The sequence below is a fragment of the Nonomuraea composti genome, from assembly GCF_012034275.1.
Taxonomy (GTDB): domain Bacteria; phylum Actinomycetota; class Actinomycetes; order Streptosporangiales; family Streptosporangiaceae; genus Nonomuraea; species Nonomuraea composti.
This window is the reverse complement of the sequence record NZ_JAATEP010000094.1, coordinates 1-20,512: the sequence shown is the minus strand read 5'-3', so window position 1 is coordinate 20,512 and position 20,512 is coordinate 1. Positions and strand designations below refer to the sequence as shown.

The window sequence follows — 20,512 nt, the reverse complement described above, 5'->3', positions numbered from 1 at the left end:
GTTATGTCCGCTGCGCGTCGATGCCGTGCCCGGCCGCCCACACCGCGATCTGCGAGCGGGCGTCGAAGCCCAGCTTGTCCATGATGTTGGCGACGTGCCTGGCCACGGTGGCCGGGCTGATCACCAGCTCCGCGGCGATCGCCCGGTTGCTCAAGCCCTTGGTCAGCAGCAGCGCGATCTCCCGCTCCCTGGCCGTCAGCCCGGCGTACCGGGACCCGACCCCCACCTCGATCGGAAGCGGCCCCCGCCCGGCCGCGCCGCCGAGCCCCTGACCGGCCTGGCCACTGACCCTCTGGCCGGCCCCGTCGCCGGGCACCGGCCCGGCCTCGCCGCCGCTCACGTGCGTGGCCTCGCTGCCGAGCACGCGCCGGGCCACCTCGTCCGGCGGCCACTCCATGCCCCTGGCCCACAGCAGCGTCACCCGGCCCTCGCCGAGCTCGCCGCGGGCCAGCGTCAGCAGCTCCCGCACCCGCCCCGGCGGGCCGACCTGCCCGATCGACTCGCGCAGCGCGGTGGCGGCGGCCCCGGCCAGCACCGCCCCCTCCAGGTCGCCCTGCGCCTGGGCCAGCGCCGACAGGGCCGACAGCGCCCGCATCACGCCCCTGCGCTGCCCCGCCTTCCTGCTCAGCTCCAGCCCGGCGGCCACGTGCTTCCTGGCGGCGGCCCGGTCGCCCAGGCCGGCCGCCACCCGGCCGAGCTGGGCGTGGCAGCGGGCCAGCTCGACCCGGTTGTCCATGCCCTCCAGCAGCGGCAGCGCGCCCGCGTGGCACGACAGGGCGGTCTCCAGGTCGCCCGCCGCCTCGGCCACCGCGCCGAGATGGGTCAGCGCCCTGGCCTGCGTCCAGTGGTGGCCCGCCTGCCTGCCCAGCGCCAGCGCCTCCTCGCCGTACCGCCTGGCCTGCCGCAGCCGCCCCTGGAACAACGCCAGGTTGAGCTGCGCGATCCGGGCCGTGGCCAGGTTGAACGGGTCGTCGTGCGCGCTCGCCGCCGCCTCCAGCTCCTCCGTGTACCGCAGCGCCCGCTCCGTCCGCCCGGTGCGGAAGAACACGGTCAGCGCCACGCCGTAGGAGATGCCCAGCCAGTGCGTGTACGGATGCCGCTTCTGCTCCTCCACCCCCTGCACGATCAGCTCCTCGGCCCGCTCCAGCTCGTCGGCCAGCTCCAGCCCGTACGCCAGCGCCGCCGCGGCCACCGCCACCACGTCGTCGGGCACCTTGGCCAGGTCGAGCGCGAGCAGCCGCTCGTGCCAGCCGACGCTCTCGCCCAGGTCGCCGCGCACGGCCAGGATCGCCAGCGCCGCCCGCGCCAGCCGCAGCCCGGTCACCGCGTCACGGGACGCGACGGCCCAGTCGATCGCGGCCCGGCAGTCGTCGAGCAGCGTGCGGCCCCTGGTGAAGTGCGCGAGCCGGGCCGGCCACGGCATCCGCGGCTCCAGCGAGCCGCCCTCGTAGCACCGCTCCATCTCCTCGCAGACGACCCGCAGGTGCCGGTCGCGCAGCCGGGCGACCTCGCCCACCTCCTCCAGGCGGTCGGCGGCGTACTGGCGGATGGTCTCCAGCAGGCGGTAGCGGCCGGCGCCGCCCTGGTGCAGCACCAGCGACTTGTCCACGAGCCCGGCCAGCAGGTCGAGCAGCTCGGCCCGGCGCAGGATGCCGCCGTCGGCGCACACCCGCTCGGCCAGCCCCAGGTCGAAGACCCCGGCGAACACCGACAGCCGCCGCAGCAGCACCCGCTCCTTGGGCGTGAGCAGGTCGTGGCTCCACTCCACGGTGGCCAGCAGCGTGCGCTGACGGGCGGGCGCGGTGCGGTGGCCGGTGGTGAGCAGCGCGAACCGGTCGCCGATGCGGTCGGCGATCCGGCCGGGGCTCAGCAGGCCCGTCCTGGCCGCCGCCAGCTCCAGGGCCAGCGGCAGGCCGTCGAGGGCCCGGCACAGGCGTACGACGTCGGGCATGTGCTCGGTCACCGCCCGCGCGCCCGCCGCCAGCGCCCGCTCCACGAACAGCAGCACCGACTCGGCGTCGGGATGCCGCTCGTCGGGCAGCTCCAGCGGCGGCACCCGCCAGACCAGCTCGCCCTGGATGCGCAGCGGCTCCCGGCTGGTGAGCAGGAAGCGCAGGCGGGGGCACTCGGCGATGAGCTGGGCGACCAGCTCGGCGCAGCGTTCGACCAGGTGCTCGCAGTTGTCCAGCAGGATCAGGGTGCTGGCGTCACGCAGGCGCAGCCGCAGGCCGTCGAGCAGCCGCCCGGGCAGCTCGTCCCGGACGCCGAGCACGCCGGCCAGCTCGTCGCGGACGCCGAGCACGCCGGCCAGCTCGTTCACCACCAGCGCGGGATCTCCGACGCGGGCCAGCTCCACCAGCCACACGCCGTCGGCGAACCAGGGCCGCGCCTGCGCCGCCACGCGCAGCGACAGCCGGGTCTTGCCGATGCCGCCCACGCCGCTCAGCGTGATCACGCGTTCCTCGCGGACGAGCGCGCCCAGCTCGGACACGTCGCGTTCGCGGCCGATGAAGCGGTTGGGCTCCACAGGGAGGTTGTGCGGGGCTGGCACGGTCATCTTCGGGGCCCCAAGTGGTCGCGGCAGGCTCTCCTACGAGCCAAGTCTCCCCCTCGGCGGGGGCCGATGCGATCACTTTCCGTGCAGAGTCGACGACCCGCCCGCTACGAATGTGAGGCGCTCACGTCGGCGGCGCCCAGGACGGGCACGAGCCGTTCAGGTCGGCGATGCTCATCACGATCCGCACCCGCGACTCCTCGGCCGCGTCGAGGGCGTGCCGGACGTCGGAGATCATCACCCGGGCGCCGCTCTCGTGGATGCGATCGCGCAACGTGGCGGTGTCGAGATCGGGCGGCAGGGGCCAGACGACACCGCCGGCCGCGATCACCGCGTTGGTCGACACGAGCAGGTCGGGCCCGACGCGCAGGCAGATGAGCACGGTGTCTCCGGAGCGCACTCCCCTGCGCCGCAGCTGGACGGTCGCGACCGCGGATCTCTCGTCGAGCTGCTCCTCGGTGAGCTTCAGGCCGGTGCCTGAGTCCACCATCACGATGCGCTCATCCATGGGGCCCACCGTAGGGAGGGCGTCTCGTGCACACATGGGGCGGAATATGCAGATCCCTATGCAGAACTCGGCACGGCTACGGGTCGTCCTTCTGATGCTCGGTGGCCCAGACCGCGATCTGCGCCCGTGAGGTGTAGCCGAGCTTCTCCATGATGTTGGCGATGTGCCGGGCGACCGTCGCGGGGCTGATCACCAGCTCCTCGGCGATGATCCGGTTGGACAGCCCCCGGGTGAGCAGCCCGGCGATCTCCCGCTCGCGCGCGGTCAGCAGCGAGTGCCTGCCCGGCTCGGCCGCCACCGGGGCCTTGGCCGGGGGCTTGCCCGTCACCCGCTCGCCCGACAGCACGTGGCGGGCGGCCATGTCGGGGCGCATCGTCTGGCCGCGCGACCACAGGGCGGTGGTGCGGCTCTCGCCCAGCTTCGTGCGGGCCCGGCCGAGCAGCTCCTCGATCCTGGTCGTGGCCGAGTGCTGCCCGATCGACTCGCGCAGCCCGGCCGCCGCCGCGGCGGCCAGCACGGCGCCCTCCAGGTCGCCCTCGCACTCGGCCAGCACCGACAGCCCCACCAGGCAGCGGGCCTCGCCCTGCCGCTGCCCGCCGGCCCACGCCAGCTCCAGGCTGGCCGACAGCTGCTCACGCGCGACGCCGAACTCGTGCAGCATGGCCGCCACCCGCCCGATGCGCGCCAGGCACCGGGTCAGCTCGGGGTCGCCGCCCGGCTCGGCGCCGCCGCCCAGCTCGCGCAGCCAGGGGGCGGCCGTCTTGTAGTGCTCCTTGGCGGTGCTCAGGTCGCCCCTGGCCTCGGCCACCGAGCCGAGCTGGATCGCGGTCCGGGCCATCAGCCAGCGGTGGCCGTGCGCCCGCGCCCGCGCCAGCGCCTCCTCGCCGTGCCGCTGCGCCTCCCGCAGCCGGCCGCGCACCAGCGCCACGGCCGACAGCCCGAGCAGCCCCGCCGCCTGGTTCCACGTGTCGCCGGTGCGGGTGGCCAGGGCCAGGCCCTCCTCCGCGTGGTGCAGCGCGTCGTCGGCGCGCCCCATGCGCAGCAGCACGACGACCATGAGGCTGTGCATGACGCAGTGCGGGAACAGGTCGTCGCGCGACATCTCGGCCAGGCTCGCCTCCGCCGTCTCCAGCGCCCGGCTCAGCTCGTCGCGCGCCTCCAGCCCGTAGGCGAGGTACGCCTTGGCGTGCGCGATCTGGTCGGCGGACACCCCCGTCAGGTCGAGCGAGAGCAGCCGCTCGATCCAGCCGACGATCTCCGTCACGTTGCCGCCGAGGGGCAGCAGCCCCGTGCTGGTGCGGCACAGCCGCAGGCCCGCGGGAACGTTCCCGGCCTCCACGGCCCAGTCGAGCGCCACGCGCTGGTCGTCGATCAGGTCGCGGCTGGCGCGCAGCGCCTCCAGCCGCCGCTCCCACGGCACGCCGGGCAGCACCATCTCGGTCATGAAGTGCCGCTCCTGCAGCTCGCACAGCACGTCGAGGTGGCGCTGGCGCAGGACCTCGCGCTCGCCGGCCTGGTCGAGGCGCTCGACGGCGTACCGCTTGATCGTCTCCAGCAGCCAGTAGCGCCTGCGGCTCTCGTCGCACAGCACGAGCGACTTGTCGACCAGCCCGCCGAGCAGGTCGACGATCTCGCCCTCGGGGATGGGCCGCTCGGCGCAGACCTGCTCGGCCAGGTCGAGGTCGAAATCACCGGCGAACACCGACAGCCGCCGCAGCAGCACCTGCTCCTTGGCCGACAGCAGGTCGTAGCTCCACTCGACGGCCGCCAGCAGCGTGCGCTGACGGGGCGGCGCGGTGCGGCCCCCCGTGGTCAGCAGCGAGAACCGGTCGTCGATGCGGTCGGCGATCTGGCCGGGGCTGAGCAGGCTCGTACGGGCCGCGGCCAGCTCCAGCGCCAGCGGCAGCCCGTCGAGCGCCCGGCACAGCCGCACGACGTCGGGCAGGCTCTCGGGCCCCAGCCTGGTGCCGGCCGCCGCCGCGCGGTCCATGAAGAGCTGCACGGACTCGGCCTCGGGCGTGGCCGGATCGGGCAGGTCGAGCGGCGGCACCCGCCAGATCAGCTCGCTGGGGATGCGCAGCGGCTCTCGGCTGGTGGCCAGGACGCGCAGCGACGGGCAGGCCGCGACAAGCGCGGAGACCAGTTCGGCGCACGTGTCGACCACGTGCTCGCAGTTGTCGAGCAGCAGCAGGCAGCGCTGGTCGCCCAGCCGGGCCGTCATGGTGTCGCGCAGCGGCCTGGCGCTCTCCTCGCGCACGCCGAGCACGCGGGCCACCTCCTGCTCGACGAGCTCGGGACGGCCGAATCTGGCCAGCTCCACGAGCCACACGCCGTCGGGGAACGACGGCAACAGCCCGGCCGCCACCTGGAGGGCCAGCCGGGTCTTGCCGATGCCGCCGACCCCGCACAGTGTCACCACTCGCGTCTCGCCGAACAGGCCGCGCAGGTCGTCGAGGTCGCGCTCGCGGCCGATGAACCGGTTGGGCTCTGCCGGAAGGTTGTGCCGGGGGGTATCTGGCATGTGCTCACCCTGCGTCGCGGAAGGATCACACTCTCCCACAGTGTCGCACTTTTCACAGGCCAAGCGAGCTCACGACCGCCCTTTCGTCGACGACCCGCAGAATGGGGTCGCCGAGCAGCCTCCTGGCCAGGTCGTACGGCGCCACGATCATGGTGGCCCGGCGTTCCTGGGCCAGCACGCGGCAGCCGACCAGGCTCGGCTCGTGGGCGACCACGACGTGGGCGCCGGCCGTCATCGCCAGATCGATCACCCGCAGCCCGCGGAACGGCTCGCTCACCGCGCTGATCACGACGTCGTCCTTGCCGACGACCAGCCGGGCGGCGAGCCGGCGCAGGTCGGTGGCGAGGTCGGTGTTGTCGAGCACGCGCACGCCGTCGAGGGTGAACGCCGGGCCGGCCAGCGGCCCGAACTCGACCGCGCCCGCCGTCAGCAGGTCGGCGAACGGCCGGGCCCCCGGCGTGGGGCGGAACGCGAACACCTGGTCGACCTTCACGGCCTCGGGGTCGTAGCGGTCTTGCGTGATCATCAGCCGGGCGGTGCCGGTGGCCGAGAGCTCCGCCACCCCGCCGGCCCAGGCCACGGCGTGCACGGCCACGGGCAGGAACGCGCCGAGCGGCACGTTGACGAGCACGTGGTCGCCGTAGCGCAGGCCCTGGGCGCGCAGCCCGGCGGCGGCGCGGGTGACGCGCCTGGCGAAGGCGGTGTAGGACAGCACCTCGCCGGTGCGGACGTCGCTCACCGCCGGCTGCTCGCCCTGCATCGGTGCCGCCGCCATCACGAGCTCTGTCCAGGTCATGACGACAATCTAGGGACCGGGACCAAGATTGCCATGCGCACAAATGTGCAACCCCCTATGTAGGTGGGCCGCCGTTCCCGCCGTCTGCTCCTACAGTTGTCACCGGTCCCTGTTCTTCATCCGTCTGTACATCGTTCCTCACCCTGTCCGCTCCTGCCATCTGAGGGGATCAACTAGACTTAGTAGGTCGCGACTTCGCGCGGCCGCCCCCACGACACACAGAGCGAGACGTCATCATGCCTTTGAACAGCCGCGACGACCTGCGGAACATCGCGATCATCGCGCACGTCGACCATGGCAAGACCACGTTGGTCGACGCGATGCTCTGGCAGTCCGGGGCGTTCCGCGCGAACCAGGACGTCGACGACCGGGTCATGGACTCCAACGACCTGGAGCGCGAGAAGGGCATCACCATCCTCGCGAAGAACACCGCCGTCCAGCACGGCGGCATGACGATCAACATCATCGACACCCCGGGCCACGCCGACTTCGGCGGCGAGGTCGAGCGCGGCCTGTCGATGGTCGACGGCGTCGTGCTGCTGGTCGACGCCAGTGAGGGGCCGCTGCCGCAGACCCGGTTCGTGCTGCGCAAGGCGCTGGCCGCCAAGATGCCGGTCATCCTGTGCATCAACAAGGTCGACCGGCCCGACGCGCGCATCAAGGAGGTCGTGGACGAGGTCTACGAGCTCTTCATGGACCTCGACGCCACCGAGGAGCAGATCGACTTCCCGATCGTCTACGCCTCCGCGAAGGCGGGCCGGGCCTCCATGGAGCGCCCCGCCGACGGCGGCATGCCCGACTCGGAAGACCTCGAGCCGCTCTTCGACATCATCAAGTCGACGATCCCGGCGCCCACCTACGACCCGAGCGCGCCGCTGCAGGCGCACGTCACCAACCTCGACGCCTCCTCCTACCTGGGCCGCATCGCGCTGTGCCGGATCCACCAGGGCGTGCTGCGCAAGGGCCAGCAGGTGGCCTGGTGCCGCACCGACGGCTCGATCCAGAAGGTCAAGATCACCGAGCTGCTCATGACGGAGGCGCTGGAGCGCAAGCCGGCCGAGCAGGCCGGGCCCGGCGACATCATCGCCATCGCCGGCATCCCCGAGATCATGATCGGCGAGACGCTGGCCGACCCCGACGACCCGCGCCCGCTGCCGCTCATCACGGTCGACGAGCCGGCCATCTCGATGACCATCGGCACCAACACCTCGCCCCTGGTGGGCAAGGTCAAGGGCTCGAAGGTGACCGCCCGCATGGTGAAGGACCGCCTGGAGAAGGAGCTCGTCGGCAACGTCTCGCTGCGCGTGCTGCCCACCGACCGGCCCGACGCCTGGGAGGTGCAGGGCCGCGGCGAGCTGGCGCTGGCCATCCTGGTGGAGCAGATGCGCCGCGAGGGCTACGAGCTGACCGTCGGCAAGCCGCAGGTCGTCACCAAGGTCATCGACGGCAAGGTGCACGAGCCGGTCGAGCGCCTGACGGTCGACTGCCCCGAGGAGTACCTCGGCGCGGTCACGCAGCTCCTGGCCGTCCGCAAGGGCCGCATGGAGCACATGACCAACCACGGCACCGGCTGGATCCGGATGGAGTTCGTGGTGCCGGCGCGCGGCCTGATCGGCTTCCGCACGGAGTTCCTCACGGAGACGCGCGGCACGGGTCTGGTGCACCACGTGTTCGACTCGTACGAGCCGTGGTTCGGCGAGCTGCGCACCCGCAACAACGGCTCGCTGGTGGCCGACCGGTCGGGCCCGGTGACCGCGTTCGCGATGCTCAACCTCCAGGAGCGCGGCGTGCTGTTCGTCTCGCCGGGCACCGAGGTCTACGAGGGCATGATCGTCGGCGAGAACTCCCGGTCCGACGACATGGACGTGAACATCACCAAGGAGAAGAAGCTCACCAACATGCGCTCCTCCACCAGCGAGGAGACGGAGAAGGTGATCCCGCCGCGCGTGCTGTCGCTGGAGCAGGCCCTGGAGTTCATCCGCGAGGACGAATGCGTGGAGATCACCCCTGAGGCCGTGCGCATCCGCAAGGTCGTGCTCGACGCCGCCACCCGCGGCCGCGCCGCGGCCCGCGCCAAGCGCGCCTGACGGAGCCGTCGGAAATCTTCACCGAAGCCGCGCTTTGCTCGCTTTTTTGCGAACAAAGCGCGGCTTTCTGGTAAGTGCGGGAAGTAAGTACCCCGGCTCCGCCACGTGCGATGGAAAGACTCTCCCGGGTCACGCCGTAAAGAAAAGTTGTCATGGGAGCAGCTGTAATCACACCGTGACCCTACGAGATAGAACAATGGCGCATGCCGGAGAATCATCCAAATTGTGGGAAAGCTCCGGATGGCAATCGCGTTCGGGCTGGCGCTGGTGTCGTTGGGGGCGATCGTTTGGTGCACCGTTGCAGCCAGACCGGTAGCGGGCCCTGCCCCGCCGAAAGGCACCGCAGGTCCCAACCCGTGGGTGGCCGCGGCCACCCGCGCCGACCCCGACGTGCGCTGGGCCCGCAGGGCCACCACGGAGGTGTCGATCTCCAGGGCGAGCAGGAGCGACCTGGAGCCGGTCCCTGAGGGCCGGCTCGACCCGCGCCAGCGGCACGTCAAGGTGACCGTCAAGCACCGGCTGCAGCTCGCCCGCCGCGACACCCTCATCGAGGCGTTACGCCAGGGCGGCGGCTTCCCCGGCACGCTGCAGCAGGTCACCGACGCCGCGTTCGGCGCCATCAAGGTGGGCGGCCCCAGCCTGGCCCCCACCACGCGCCTGGCGCCGACCCTCATCTCGGAAAGCGGCCGGACCACGGCCGAGTTCACCGTGACGCTGCTGCGCCAGCTCCGGCCCGACCAGTTGCTGAAGCTGGACTTCGAGGAGCCCAAGGCGTTCCCGCTCATCGTCACCAGCCGCTCCATCACCGTGCTGCCCGGCGAGTGGAGCGTGCTGCGACTGGAGGGCATCACGCCGGAGCAGGAGGCGGCCGAGCGGCTGGCGTTCACCGTCGGGGCGTACCCGGTGAGCCTGACGCTCGCGCCCGACTCCTTCGGCTTCCCCGACGTGGTCGTCCAGGAGGACTTCTCGTGGGCCACCGCGCTCGGCGTGCTCACCGCGATCGCGCTGGCGATCTACCTGCTGCGCTCGCTCGGCAAGGGCTGGTGGGCCCGGCTCGCCAACAGGGAGCTGTTCTTCGGGCTCGCCCTGGCCGCGCCCGCGCTGCTGATCCCGCTGTTCGCCGAGGACTGGTCGGCGGTGGCGTACGTCATCCTCTTCATCGCCGTGCCCCTCCTCGCGCTGCGGCACGCCAGCCGCGTGCTGCCGACCAGCCCGCCGTGGGACACCCGTGACCTGCTCGTCGTCACCGGCGCGGGCGTCGCGATCGGGCTCGGCATGCTCGCCTGGTCGTGGCTGCACGGGCAGCTGTCCGGCCAGGCGCTGCTGGCCGGCGGGGCCGTGGCGGCCGTCGCCGCGGCCGGCTCGGCGATCGCGTTCAGCGTGGACCTCGGGGTACGGCCGGTCGTCGTCCGCCTGGCGGTGCTGTCGGCCGAGGCCGCGATCGGGCTGCTGGCCCTGGCCCTGTGGCTGCGGGCGCTGGCCGGCGGGGTGTACCCGCCCGACAGCATCCGGCTGGTGCTCGCGCTGAGCTGGGCGCTGATCCCGATCTCCGCGCTGGCCGTGGCCACCAAGCAGTGGAAACGCCAGACCGTCGTGGGCGCCGTGCTCATCAGCCTGCTCGTGCAGGGCTGGCCCACCGAATGGCTGGACTCGGGGTCGTGGAGCCTGGCCGTCCAGCAGGACGAGCCGCGCATCGGCAACCTCGTGCTCAGCCCGATCGTGCGCGGGGTGATGGGGCTGCTGCTGCTCGGGTTCGTGATGCTGGTGCTGCGGCTGCGGCGGCTCGGCGCGCAGCTCTCCGCGGTCGACAACCCCGTGGCCGAGTCGACCATGATCTGCGTGCTGATGGTGCTCTACATCACGCCCAGCGGCAGCACCACGCTGGCCGACATCGACGTGCCGCTGCCGCTGCTGGCCATCACCTCGCTCGTGGCCTGGGCGACCGCCCAATGGCTGCTCACCGGCCCCCGCATGGCCATCCCCGAGCCGGTCAACCTGGAGGAGCACCGCGCCCTCATCAGGGCCGCCCTGCACAAACGGCTGCTGCTGGTCGCCGAGCAAGAGTTGTACCGCGTCGGGCGGGCCAGGATCGGCGCGGGCGAGCTGACCATGGCCGACTTCGACCAGCAGCACAACGCGCTCGAATCGGCCATGAACCGGCACGGCCGGCACCCCGAGACCGCCTTCGCCACCTCCGCCGGCTGCTCGCCCTGGTACAACGGCATCCACGCCTTCACCGTCAGCCTGCTGCTCAGCCTGCCCTTCGCCCTCGTCTACGGCTGGCCGGAAGGGGTGGACCTGACCAGCTTCATCTTCGACGGGCGCTACCTGATCACGCTGCCCGCCTTCGGCTTCCTGTTCGGCTACTTCTACCCGCGCATCCGCGGCACCCAGCCCATGACCAAGGCCCTGCACCTGACCGCCGCGGCCCTGCTGACCGAGCTGTCGGGCTACCTGTCGACCCTCGCCGAGCCGGACATCGGGGCGTTCGACAAGACGCAGGTCGTGGCCATCGTGGTGGGGCAGGTCATGATGGTGTGCATCGGGCTCGGGTTGTTCTGGGAGTGGCGCATCATGCACCTGGCCGGGGAGCCGTGGGCACGGGTGCGCAACCTGCGCAGCATCCGCAGCCTCGCGGCGCCCACGCTGGCGCTGGTGCTGGCGGCGGGCACCACGGCGGCGTCCTCGGCCGCCGGGCAGACGGTGGACCGGATCCTCAAAGGCGACCAGATCGTCACCATCACCACCCCCCGCTGACCCGAAGGGCCCACCGGGTCAGCGGCGGGGCAGCTCGCTGCCGCGTACGTGCGTGGACAGCCACTCCACCAGCGGCCCGAACGCCCGCCACGCCCGCTCCACCCGCGCCCGCACCTCGGGGGTGTGCACCCACTCCTGCGGCTCGAAGCGCATCCCCGCGTAGAGCGACCGGTGCCGCAGCAGCTCGATGCGCGGATGCTCCTCGCCGAACCCCCGTGGCCGCGTCTTCAGCCGGTCGCCGCCCAGCTCGTAGCCCTGATCGGCCAGCGCGCCCGTGATCGACTCCAGCGGCTTGCCGGACAGGTCCTCGTCGACCGCCGCACGGTAGCGGGCGATCTGGTCGGCGGCCGTGGAGTAGACGCCGCCCGCCACGAACAGCCCCGCGGCGCTGATCTCGACGTAGAGCCCGATCGCCGGCATCGCCTCCACGAACGCGCCCTGATGCGTCTTGTACGGCGCCTTGTCCTTGGAGAAGCGCACGTCGCGGTAGGGGCGGAAGAGGTGGGCCGGCCCGAACTCGGCGGCCAGCTCGTCGGTGAGCGCCAGCATGGGCGCCCGCACCGCCTCCTCGTAGAGCTGCTTGTGCCGGCCGAAGTAGGTCTTGGAGTTGTCCGCCTCCAGCCCTTCGTAGAAGAGGAACGCCTCGTCGGGAAAGCCGCTGAAACCCATGCCGTCAAGAGTGCCACGCGCCACCGACAGCTCAGCGCCCGGTGGGAGTGCGCTCGGTGTAGGTGCGGCCGGGCGCGGGCGTCCTGCCGTACAGCTCGGAGACGGTGACGAACGTGTACCCCTTCCTGCCGAGCGTGTCGAGCAGCGCGGGCACGGCCTCCACGGTCGTGCGGTGGATGTCGTGCAGCAGGACGATGGAGCCCGGCTTCGCCTCCCCGGCCCGCCTGGCCACGGTGGTGGCGACGCGGTCGCGCCAGTCGAGGGTGTCGACGTTCCACAGGATCTGGGCGAGCCCTTCGCGGCGGGTCTCGGCCGCCACCTCGTCGTCGGTGGACCCGTACGGCGGCCGCATCACCCGCATCCGCACCCCGGTGAGCCGCCGCACGATGTCCTCGGTGTGCTTGAGCTCCTTCTGCAACGCCTCGTGGGACAGCTCGGCGAGCGGCGGGTGGCTCCAGGAGTGGTTGCCGATCTCGTGGCCGTCGCCCACGATGCGCCGCACGATCCGGCCGCCCTTGTCGGCGGCCACCATCTGCCCGATGACGAAGAACGTGGCCCGCACGTCGCGCTGCCGCAGCAGGTCGAGCAGCCGCCAGGTGTACTCGCCCGGCCCGTCGTCGAAGGTCAGGGCCACGCACTTGAGCCGGGCGCAGTCGAACTTACGGCTGCGCGGCCAGCCCGGCTGCATCGCCCTGAGCCGTTTGGCGAGCATCACGGGATCGATGACGACCGGCCTGGCCGCCGCGGTGTGCACTCTGGCCTGCTGGCGGCGCGGCACCGACTGTGTCACGCAGCTCACCAGGGCGACCAGGGCCAGCGGCAGGGCCCATACGCGCATGCTTCCCCCCGAAACGCCGCATGCGGGGGCCTACGGATAATCCTGGACCGGTGCCCCCCGCAGCTCCCTGGCCAGGTCGTCCCACCAGAGTGGGATATCCGCCTGCAATTCCTGGTAGCGGCGCGCCACGCGCATGGCACATCCGACCGGATCCGTACCCAGATGCCGACGTTTCACCGGCCCTTCCTGCCACCGGTAAAAACCATCCCTGTAGCGGACGACCAGGCCGATCCAGACCGAGACGGTCTCGTCGTCGCCCACCTCGTAAGCGGTGGTGACGCCCAGACCATGAAGCTCCGCATGGAGTTTCTCCGTCGCCGCTCGGGCCTCACTCACACGCCACCCCCTGCCGACGTTTCACAGCGGCGCGGTGATCGCCGCGGGCGTTCACCGCATACAAGGGATGTACCCAACAACGGGCATCAGCCGTCCAAGACATGGAGTAATCATGAAACTCCGGGGGGTGATCCGGGGCGCGTTCGCGCTCATTGCTCACGCGAGTGCTCGCGAGTTCAGAGGATAGCGGGAGTGACGGGGCTCACGTGACGCGGCGGCGGTCCGCGCGCTCCGCACGCATGCGCACTCACGGCAGTGGCGCTCATGACCGTTGCGCGGCGCTGTGGCGCTTGCTACGTTTCGCCCGTGCGCCCTGAGCGGGCACGTTCCGATGGCGAGTCGTTGAAGCACGTGGCCGTGCCGTACGACTCCGATGAGGCTTTTCTGGAGCTGGCCGTGCCGCACGTGCGCACGGCGCTGCGGGAGGGCCGGCAGGTGCTGGTGATCACCTGCCCGGTGAAGCTGGCGCGGCTGCGGGAGGCGCTCGGGCACGAGGCGGACCTCATCGACAGCCGGCTGTCCACCTCCTGGTACGACCACCCGTACCGCACGCTGGCGGCCTACCACGAGTACACGAGGGGCCGCCGCACCCTCGTGATCGGCGAGCCCGTCTGGGCGGGCCGCAGCCGCCGCGAGATCAGGGAGCTCATCCGCTACGAGTCGGTGATCAACGCCGCGTTCCGCGCGACGGCCGCGATCATGTGGTGCCTGTACGACCTGCGGCACGTGCCCGGCGGCGTGCTCGACTACGGCCCGGTCAACCATCCGGTGCTGCTCGGCGCGGACGGCGAGACGGCGAGCAGCCGGTTCGTCGAGCCGCACGAGCTGGTGCTGCACGACGACCGCGAGCCGCTGCCCGAGCCGCCGGCGACCGCCGAGACCGTGCGTTTCACCGCCAGGGAGCTGAAGCGCCTGCGCCAGACCGTCGGTGACTACGCCAGGGCGGCCGGCATGGACCGCAACCTCATCACCTCGCTGGTGATCAGCGTGTCCGAGATCGCCGCCAACAGCGTCGAGCACGGGGCCGGGTACGGCACGATCGCGATGTGGGTCGTCGACGGCGAGCTGGTCTGCGAGATCGCCGACCCCGGAGGCGCCCTCGACGACCCGTTACCCGGCTACATACCACCAGAGCCCGAGTCCCCTCGGGGCTACGGGCTCTGGATCAGCAGGCAGCTCTGTGACCTGGTGGAGTTGCGCGCGGAGGAGGGCCTGTTACGGGTCCGCCTGCACCTGGGCATGGGCTCCTAGGCGGCACGCTGCGCGGGCAGGCGCACGGCGCCCTCCTCGCGGGCGTACTCCTCAAGCATGCCGCGGAGCTGGCGGCGGCCACGGTGCAGCCGCGACATCACGGTGCCGATGGGCGTGCCCATCCGCTCGGCGATCTCCTTGTAGGCGAACCCCTCGACGTCGGCGAGGTAGACGGCCACGCGGAAGTCTTCGGGCAGCGAGCGCAGGGCGTTCATCACGACGCTGTCGGGCAGCCGGTCGAGCGCCTCGGTCTCGGCCGAGCGCAGGCCGGTCGAGCTGTGCGACTCGGCGGCGTGCAGCTGCCAGTCCTCGATCTCCTCGGCGGCCGAAAGCTTGGGCGAGCGCTGCTTCTTGCGGTAGTCGTTGATGAAGTTGTTCGTCAGGATCCGGTGGAGCCACGCCTTGAGGTTGGTGCCCTCGCGGAACTGGTGGTACGACGTGTAGGCCTTGGCCACCGTCTCCTGCACCAGGTCCTCGGCATCGGCTGTGTTACGGGTCAGGCGCATGGCGGAGGCGAACAGCTGCGACGTCACGGGCACGACATCGCGCTCGAACCAGTCCTGACGCTGCTCATCGGTCATAGTGATCAATTCATTCCCCCTTGCGCTATCCCCCGTTTTCGGCACAAGCCGCCTGACGGCGGTTCCATCTTCGCAAGCCCCTGCTAAGGGACGCGTTAGAGACTCCGCCTTGGTCAGAAGGGGTTGATCGTCCATCTGCTCGCGGCGTGCGTGGTCACGTCCACGGCCGGACAAGTCTCATTATCATAACACTACCCACCCAATTTTGTAGGAATAGTGGCGAGAGTCACATGGGATAGCGTATGAGCATGAGATTCGTGGACCGGCACCATACGGGTACACGCCGCTGGGTGGCTGAGGCCATACGCAAGGTCGAGGCCGACGCCAACCGTAGTTGCGACACACATCTGCACGTCTTTCCGCTGCCCTCGCACTGGGGTGTAAACCTCTACTTGAAAGACGAGTCGGTGCACCCGACAGGTTCACTCAAACACCGCCTGGCCCGCTCCCTATTCCTCTACGGCCTGGCCAACGGCTGGATCGGCCCGTCCACGACGATCGTCGAAGCCTCCAGCGGCTCCACCGCCGTCAGCGAGGCGTACTTCGCCCGCCTGCTCGGCCTGCCGTTCATCGCGGTCATGCCGGCGGCCACGTCGCCGGAGAAGATCCACCTCATCGAGTTCTACGGCGGCAAGTGTCACCTGGTCGACGACCCCGGCGCCATCTACGACGAGTCGCACCGCCTGGCCGCCGAGACCGGCGGCCACTTCATGGACCAGTTCACCTACGCCGAGCGGGCCACCGACTGGCGCGGCAACAACAACATCGCCGAGTCCATCTTCTCCCAGCTCTCCCTGGAACCCCACCCCGAGCCGGCCTGGATCGTGGTGGGCGCCGGCACCGGCGGCACCTCCTCCACCATCGGCCGCTACATCCGCTACCGCCGCCACGCCACCCGCCTGGCCGTCGTCGACCCGGAGGGCTCGGCCTTCTACCCGAGCTGGACCTCGGGCGACGTCTCGGTCACCGCGCCCGGCTCGCGCATCGAGGGCATCGGCCGGCCCCGCGTGGAGCCCTCGTTCCAGCACACGGTCATCGACCGCATGATCGCCGTGCCCGACGCCCGCTCGATCGCCGCCATGCACTGGACCCGCGAGGTGACCGGGCTCGACGTCGGCGGCTCCACGGGCACGAACATGGCGGCCTGCGTGGAGCTCATCCAGGAGATGCGCGAGGCGGGCGAGCAGGGCAGCATCGTGACCCTCGTGTGCGACAGCGGCGACCGCTACAAGGGCACCTACGGCAACCCGGGCTGGCTGGCGGACCAGGGCCTGGACATCGAGCCCCACCTGGCGGAGCTGCGTGCCTTCCTGCCCGGCTGAACCCCCCATTTAGGTAAGGCGATCCTAAACTGGCATACTTCACCAGGATCAGGGATTGCTGAGGAGGAGCCGGGTGAGCGCAACCGCCGTCGCCCCGCGCCCGCACGGCCTCCGCCGGCGCCGCCTCACCGTCCTGCTCGCCCTGCTCGCCGCCGTGGCGGTCGCGGTCGTGCTGAGCGTCACAATCGGCTCCAAATCCGTGCCGCTCGCCGACGCCTGGCACGCGCTCACCGCCCCGGCCGGCACCGAGAACGACATCGTCATCCGCTCCCTGCGCCTGCCCAGGACCGCCCTGGGCATCCTCGCCGGCCTCGCGCTCGGCGTGGCCGGCGCGCTCATGCAGGGCCACACGCGCAACCCGCTCGCCGACCCCGGCCTGCTCGGCGTCACGCAGGGCGCCGCGTTCGCGATGGTCTCCTCGATCATCCTGCTCGGCGCCTCCAGCCTGCTCACTTACATCTGGTACGGCCTGGCCGGCGCGCTCGTGGCCAGCGTGGCGGTCTTCGCGCTCGGCATGGCCGGCGGCAGAGGCGGCCCCACCCCGGTCACGCTGGCGCTCGCCGGCACCGCCGTCAGCGCCCTGCTCTACGCCCTGACCTCCACCATCGTGCTCCTCGACGAGCAGGCCATGGACGTCTTCCGCTTCTGGCAGGCCGGCTCGATCGCCTCCAGGGGCGCCGACGTGGCCTGGCAGGTGCTCCCGTTCGTCCTGGCCGGGCTGGTGCTCGCCGTGGCGAACGCCCCCGGGCTCAACGCGCTCTCCCTCGGCGAGGACGTCGCGCGCGGCCTCGGCCAGAACGTCTCCAGGACCAGGGCGATCGGCGTCGCCGCCGTCACCCTCCTGTCGGGCGCGGCCGTCGCCGCCTGCGGGTCGCTGGCGTTCGTCGGGCTCATCGTGCCGCACCTGGCCCGCCCGCTGTCGGGCACCGACCACCGGTGGCTGCTGCCGTTCTCGGGGCTGATCGGCGCGGCGCTGCTGCTGGTCGCCGACGTCGTCGGCCGCGTCGTGGCCCCGCCGGGCGAGCTGGAGGTGGGCGTGGTGCTCGCGCTGCTCGGCGCCCCGTTCTTCGTCGCGCTGGTCCGCCGCAGAAAGCCGGTGCGCCTGTGACGACTCTCCGCACGTCCACGGTTCTCCGCACGTCCACGGTGTCCTGGAGGGTACGGCCGCGCGCCGTCGCGCTCACCCTGACCGGGCTCGTCCTGCTCGCCCTGCTCATGGCCCTGGACATGCGCATCGGCGAGATCGAGATGACGCTGCCCGAGGTGCTGACCGGCACGTTCGACGTCAACGGCGCCGCCCACTTCGTCATCATGGAGCTGCGGCTGCCCCGCGCGCTCACCGGCGCCCTCGTCGGCGCCGCGCTCGCGCTGTCGGGCGCCATCATCCAGTCGATCGCCCGCAACCCGCTGGCCAGCCCCGAGATCCTCGGCGTCACCACGGGCGCCTCCGTCACCGTCGTGGCCGGCCTGGTGCTCAGCGGCAGCGCGTACGGCACCGTCAGCGGCCTGCTGGCCACCCTCGGCGTCCCCGCGCTCGCCCTGCTCGGCGGGCTGCTCGGCGCTGCGATCGTGTACGGCCTGGCGTGGCGGCGCGGCCTCGACGGCTACCGCCTGGTGCTGGTCGGCATCGGCGTGGCCGCCGTGTTCACCAACGTCAAGTTCTGGCTGCTGACCGTCGGCGATGTCAACGACACCGCCCGCGCCATGGTCTGGATCAGCGGCTCCTTGAACGGGCGCGGCTGGGAGCACGTCGTCCCCACGGCGCTGGCCCTGGCCGTGCTGGTGCCGCTCACCCTGCTCGGCACCCGCTCGCTCGACGCCCTGCGCTTCGGCGACGACACGGTCACCGCGCTCGGCGTGCGCGTGAACCCGGCCCGCGCCCTGCTGATCCTGGCCGCCGTGCTGCTGGCCGCCGTGGCCACCGCGTCGGCCGGGCCGATCGCGTTCGTGGCCCTGGCCTCTCCGCAGATCGCGCTGCGCCTGGTCCGGTCGGGCCGGCCGCCGCTGCTGTGCTCGGCGGTCGTCGGCGCCGTGCTCACCACGGCCGCCGACCTGATCGCCAGGAGCGTCTTCTCCCCCGTCGAGCTGCCCGTCGGCATCGTCACGGCCGTGCTCGGCGCCCCGTACCTGATCCACCTGATCTGGAGGTCGCGCAAGTGAGACTGCAGGCAGCCGGCGTCAAGCTCGGGTACGGCGACCGCCTCATCGTGGACGGGCTCGACCTCGGCATCGAGGCCGGCACGGTCACCACCATCATCGGGCCGAACGGCTGCGGCAAGTCCACGCTGCTGCGCGCGCTGGGCCGGCTGCTCAAGCCGCAGGGCGGCCAGGTGCTGCTGGACGGCAAGCGCATCGACCGCATCCCCACCCGGGAGGTGGCCAAGGTCCTCGGCGTGCTGCCGCAGGCGCCGTCCGCCCCGGAGGGCCTGACCGTGGCCGACCTGGTGGCGCGCGGGCGGCACCCCCACCAGACGTGGTACCGGCAGTGGTCCTCCGACGACGAGGGCGCGGTCGCGGCGGCCCTGGACATGACGGGCCTGTCCGACCTGGCCGAGCGGCCGCTGGAGGAGCTGTCGGGCGGGCAGCGGCAGCGCGCCTGGATCTCCATGGCGCTGGCCCAGGGCACGGACCTGCTGCTGCTCGACGAGCCGACCACGTTCCTCGACCTGGCGCACCAGGTGGAGGTGCTGGAGCTCGTCCGGCACCTGCACGAGGAGGCCGGGCGCACGGTCGTCATGGTCCTGCACGACCTCAACCTGGCCGCCCGCTACGCCGACCGGCTGGTCGCCATGCGCGCCGGCCGGGTGGTCGCCTCCGGCACGCCGCACGAGGTGCTCACCGAGGGCCTGCTGCGGGAGGTGTTCGAGCTGGACGCCAAGGTCATCGCCGACCCGGTGGCGGGCACCCCGCTGGTCGTCCCGATCGGCCCGCTCCCCCGCGACTAGCCGTCCCGGTGGGGCTCCTCCCGCGTGCGGGACAGCGCGCGGCGGACGTCCTCGTCCTCGGGGGCCAGCTCCACGGCCCTGAGCAGGTCCTCGCGCGCCTGACCGGGCAGCCCCGCCGCCTGGTACACCAGCGACCGGTTGAACAGCAGCTCGGCCGTCTCCGCCAGCTTCAGCGCCCGCGTCAGGTCCCCCAGCGCGCCCTCGTGGTCGCCCCGCTCGAACGCCAGCTCCGCCCGCCCCGCCCACGCGGCCACCAGCTCGGGATCGAGCTCCAGCGCCTCGTCGAAGGCCATCCGCGCCTCCGGGTAACGCTCCTCGGCCAGCTCCACCTGGCCCAGCACGCACAGCAGGTACGGGTCGCGCGGCGCCAGCTCCAGCCCCCGCTCCACATCCTGCCGCGCCCGGGGATAGTCGCCGGCCGCCACGTGCAGACCGCAGCGGTTGACGTAGGCCGGAGCGAACTCCGGGTCCAGCTCCAGCGTGTGGTCGAGGTCGGCGCGCGCCCCCTCCAGGTCGCCGGCGGCGTAGCGGACCTCCGACCGGTTGTAGTACGCCTCGGGGAAGGGCGGGCTGAGCCGCATGACGGTCTCGTAGTCGGCCAGTGCCTCCTCGTCGCGCCCCAGCTCGTGCAGCAGGTTGCCCCGGTCGAGGTAGTAGTCGGGGTAGCCGGGGTCGATCTCGATGGCCCGCGTGTAGTCGGCCAGCGCCGCCTCCCGCTGCCCCGCCATGGCCTGGAGCTGGGCCCGGTTGGCGTACAGGACGAGCCGGTGCACGGGATGCTCCTCACCCAGGTCGGCGGCCAGCTCGACGGCCCGCGCGACCAGCTCCATGGCGGCGTCGCGGCGGCCCCTGCGCACCTCCACCAGCGCCTTGCCGTTGAGGTCGAAGCCCAGGTGGAAGGCCCGCTCCCGGGGGTCGGGCAGCAGCGCGGTGATCGTGACGGCCTCGTTGATCCAGGCCAGCGCCTGCTCGGGGTCGCGGCGGGCGTGGTCGTGGTGGCGGACGAGGATCATGGCCGTGGCGTAGGCGGCGGTCGCGCGGTGCTTGGGGTCGGTGCTGAGGCGCCGGAGCCGGTCGTAGAGCTCGCGGGCCTCCTCCTCGCGCCCGACGGCCTCCAGGGACGAGGCCACCCGGTGCAGCAGGCGCTGCCAGCGCTCCGGCTCGTCCTCGTAGGCCAGCCCGCGCAGCACCTCGAGCCCCGACTCGGCCATGGCGTGGTGGAAGCCCTCGTCGCGGTACCGGTCGAAGTCGGCGGGCAGCGGCCCCGCGCCCGGGCGGGACGGCCCCTCCTCGATGGTCAGCAGGCCGGGATCGACCCTGCGCCGCAGCACGGCGACCAGCTCGGTG

At 72.0% G+C, this 20,512-nt stretch carries 16 protein-coding genes; 7 read left to right on the top strand and 9 right to left on the bottom strand.

Going from position 1 to position 20,512, the window contains the following annotated elements; genetic code table 11:
- Position 1 precedes the first annotated feature (1 nt).
- The 4 genes from HCN51_RS55360 to HCN51_RS55345 all read right to left on the bottom strand — a co-directional run bounded on the left by HCN51_RS55360 (position 2) and on the right by HCN51_RS55345 (position 6,379).
- Positions 2 to 2,557 (bottom strand): LuxR C-terminal-related transcriptional regulator, encoded by a 2,556-nt coding sequence (locus HCN51_RS55360; RefSeq protein WP_168021817.1) that lies wholly within the window; start codon positions 2,555 to 2,557, stop codon positions 2 to 4.
- Between the two features lie 121 nt (positions 2,558 to 2,678).
- Positions 2,679 to 3,062, bottom strand: a complete 384-nt coding sequence (locus HCN51_RS55355) for an AMP-binding protein (RefSeq protein ID WP_168021816.1) — start codon at positions 3,060 to 3,062, stop codon at positions 2,679 to 2,681.
- A 76-nt stretch (positions 3,063 to 3,138) separates the two neighbouring features.
- The gene (locus HCN51_RS55350; protein WP_168021815.1) at positions 3,139 to 5,583 is read right to left on the bottom strand and encodes an ATP-binding protein; all 2,445 of its coding nucleotides are present in this window, start codon (positions 5,581 to 5,583) and stop codon (positions 3,139 to 3,141) included.
- Positions 5,584 to 5,635: 52 nt separating this feature from the next.
- The gene (locus tag HCN51_RS55345) at positions 5,636 to 6,379 is read right to left on the bottom strand and encodes an AMP-binding protein (protein ID WP_168021814.1); all 744 of its coding nucleotides are present in this window, start codon (positions 6,377 to 6,379) and stop codon (positions 5,636 to 5,638) included.
- Between the two features lie 236 nt (positions 6,380 to 6,615).
- Between HCN51_RS55345 and typA the strand changes: the two genes are divergently transcribed.
- On the top strand, positions 6,616 to 8,466 hold the full coding sequence (typA, locus tag HCN51_RS55340; protein WP_080045569.1) for a translational GTPase TypA: 1,851 nt from the start codon (positions 6,616 to 6,618) through the stop codon (positions 8,464 to 8,466).
- A gap of 360 nt (positions 8,467 to 8,826) precedes the next feature.
- Entirely contained in the window at positions 8,827 to 11,223 is a 2,397-nt protein-coding gene (locus tag HCN51_RS55335; RefSeq protein WP_168021813.1) for a hypothetical protein, read from the top strand.
- Between the two features lie 18 nt (positions 11,224 to 11,241).
- Here the strand turns inward: HCN51_RS55335 and HCN51_RS55330 are convergent, their stop codons facing one another.
- Genes HCN51_RS55330 through HCN51_RS55320 form a run of 3 tightly spaced genes read right to left on the bottom strand, consistent with a single transcriptional unit; the run spans position 11,242 to position 13,066 of the window.
- Positions 11,242 to 11,892, bottom strand: coding sequence for a DUF2461 domain-containing protein (locus HCN51_RS55330; RefSeq protein ID WP_168021812.1), 651 nt, complete (start codon positions 11,890 to 11,892; stop codon positions 11,242 to 11,244).
- 31 nt (positions 11,893 to 11,923) lie between these two features.
- Complete coding sequence (locus tag HCN51_RS55325) at positions 11,924 to 12,730, bottom strand: polysaccharide deacetylase family protein (RefSeq protein WP_080045567.1); 807 nt, start codon at positions 12,728 to 12,730, stop codon at positions 11,924 to 11,926.
- A 30-nt stretch (positions 12,731 to 12,760) separates the two neighbouring features.
- Entirely contained in the window at positions 12,761 to 13,066 is a 306-nt protein-coding gene (locus HCN51_RS55320) for a hypothetical protein (protein ID WP_168021811.1), read from the bottom strand.
- A 306-nt stretch (positions 13,067 to 13,372) separates the two neighbouring features.
- On the opposite strand from HCN51_RS55320, the gene HCN51_RS55315 reads away from it, so the two are divergent.
- On the top strand, positions 13,373 to 14,317 hold the full coding sequence (locus HCN51_RS55315; protein WP_168021810.1) for an anti-sigma factor RsbA family regulatory protein: 945 nt from the start codon (positions 13,373 to 13,375) through the stop codon (positions 14,315 to 14,317).
- Here the strand turns inward: HCN51_RS55315 and HCN51_RS55310 are convergent.
- The gene (locus HCN51_RS55310; RefSeq protein ID WP_168021809.1) at positions 14,314 to 14,898 is read right to left on the bottom strand and encodes a sigma-70 family RNA polymerase sigma factor; all 585 of its coding nucleotides are present in this window, start codon (positions 14,896 to 14,898) and stop codon (positions 14,314 to 14,316) included. The genes HCN51_RS55315 and HCN51_RS55310 overlap by 4 nt on opposite strands.
- Positions 14,899 to 15,146: 248 nt before the next feature.
- Between HCN51_RS55310 and HCN51_RS55305 the strand changes: the two genes are divergently transcribed.
- The 4 genes from HCN51_RS55305 (at position 15,147) to HCN51_RS55290 (ending at position 19,165) form a co-directional block, all read left to right on the top strand.
- A complete protein-coding gene (locus tag HCN51_RS55305; RefSeq protein ID WP_168021808.1) occupies positions 15,147 to 16,220 on the top strand; it encodes a PLP-dependent cysteine synthase family protein in 1,074 nt (357 codons plus the stop codon).
- Between the two features lie 73 nt (positions 16,221 to 16,293).
- Entirely contained in the window at positions 16,294 to 17,328 is a 1,035-nt protein-coding gene (locus HCN51_RS55300; RefSeq protein ID WP_346434170.1) for a FecCD family ABC transporter permease, read from the top strand.
- Positions 17,325 to 18,380: a FecCD family ABC transporter permease gene (locus HCN51_RS55295; protein WP_346434169.1), complete on the top strand. Its 1,056-nt coding sequence runs from the start codon at positions 17,325 to 17,327 to the stop codon at positions 18,378 to 18,380. The genes HCN51_RS55300 and HCN51_RS55295 overlap by 4 nt, the downstream gene beginning before the upstream one ends.
- Entirely contained in the window at positions 18,377 to 19,165 is a 789-nt protein-coding gene (locus tag HCN51_RS55290; protein ID WP_346434168.1) for an ABC transporter ATP-binding protein, read from the top strand. The genes HCN51_RS55295 and HCN51_RS55290 overlap by 4 nt, the downstream gene beginning before the upstream one ends.
- Here the strand turns inward: HCN51_RS55290 and HCN51_RS55285 are convergent.
- Positions 19,162 to 20,512 (bottom strand): tetratricopeptide repeat protein (locus HCN51_RS55285; RefSeq protein WP_168021807.1); only part of this gene is annotated, 1,351 nt, incomplete at its 5' end. The genes HCN51_RS55290 and HCN51_RS55285 overlap by 4 nt on opposite strands.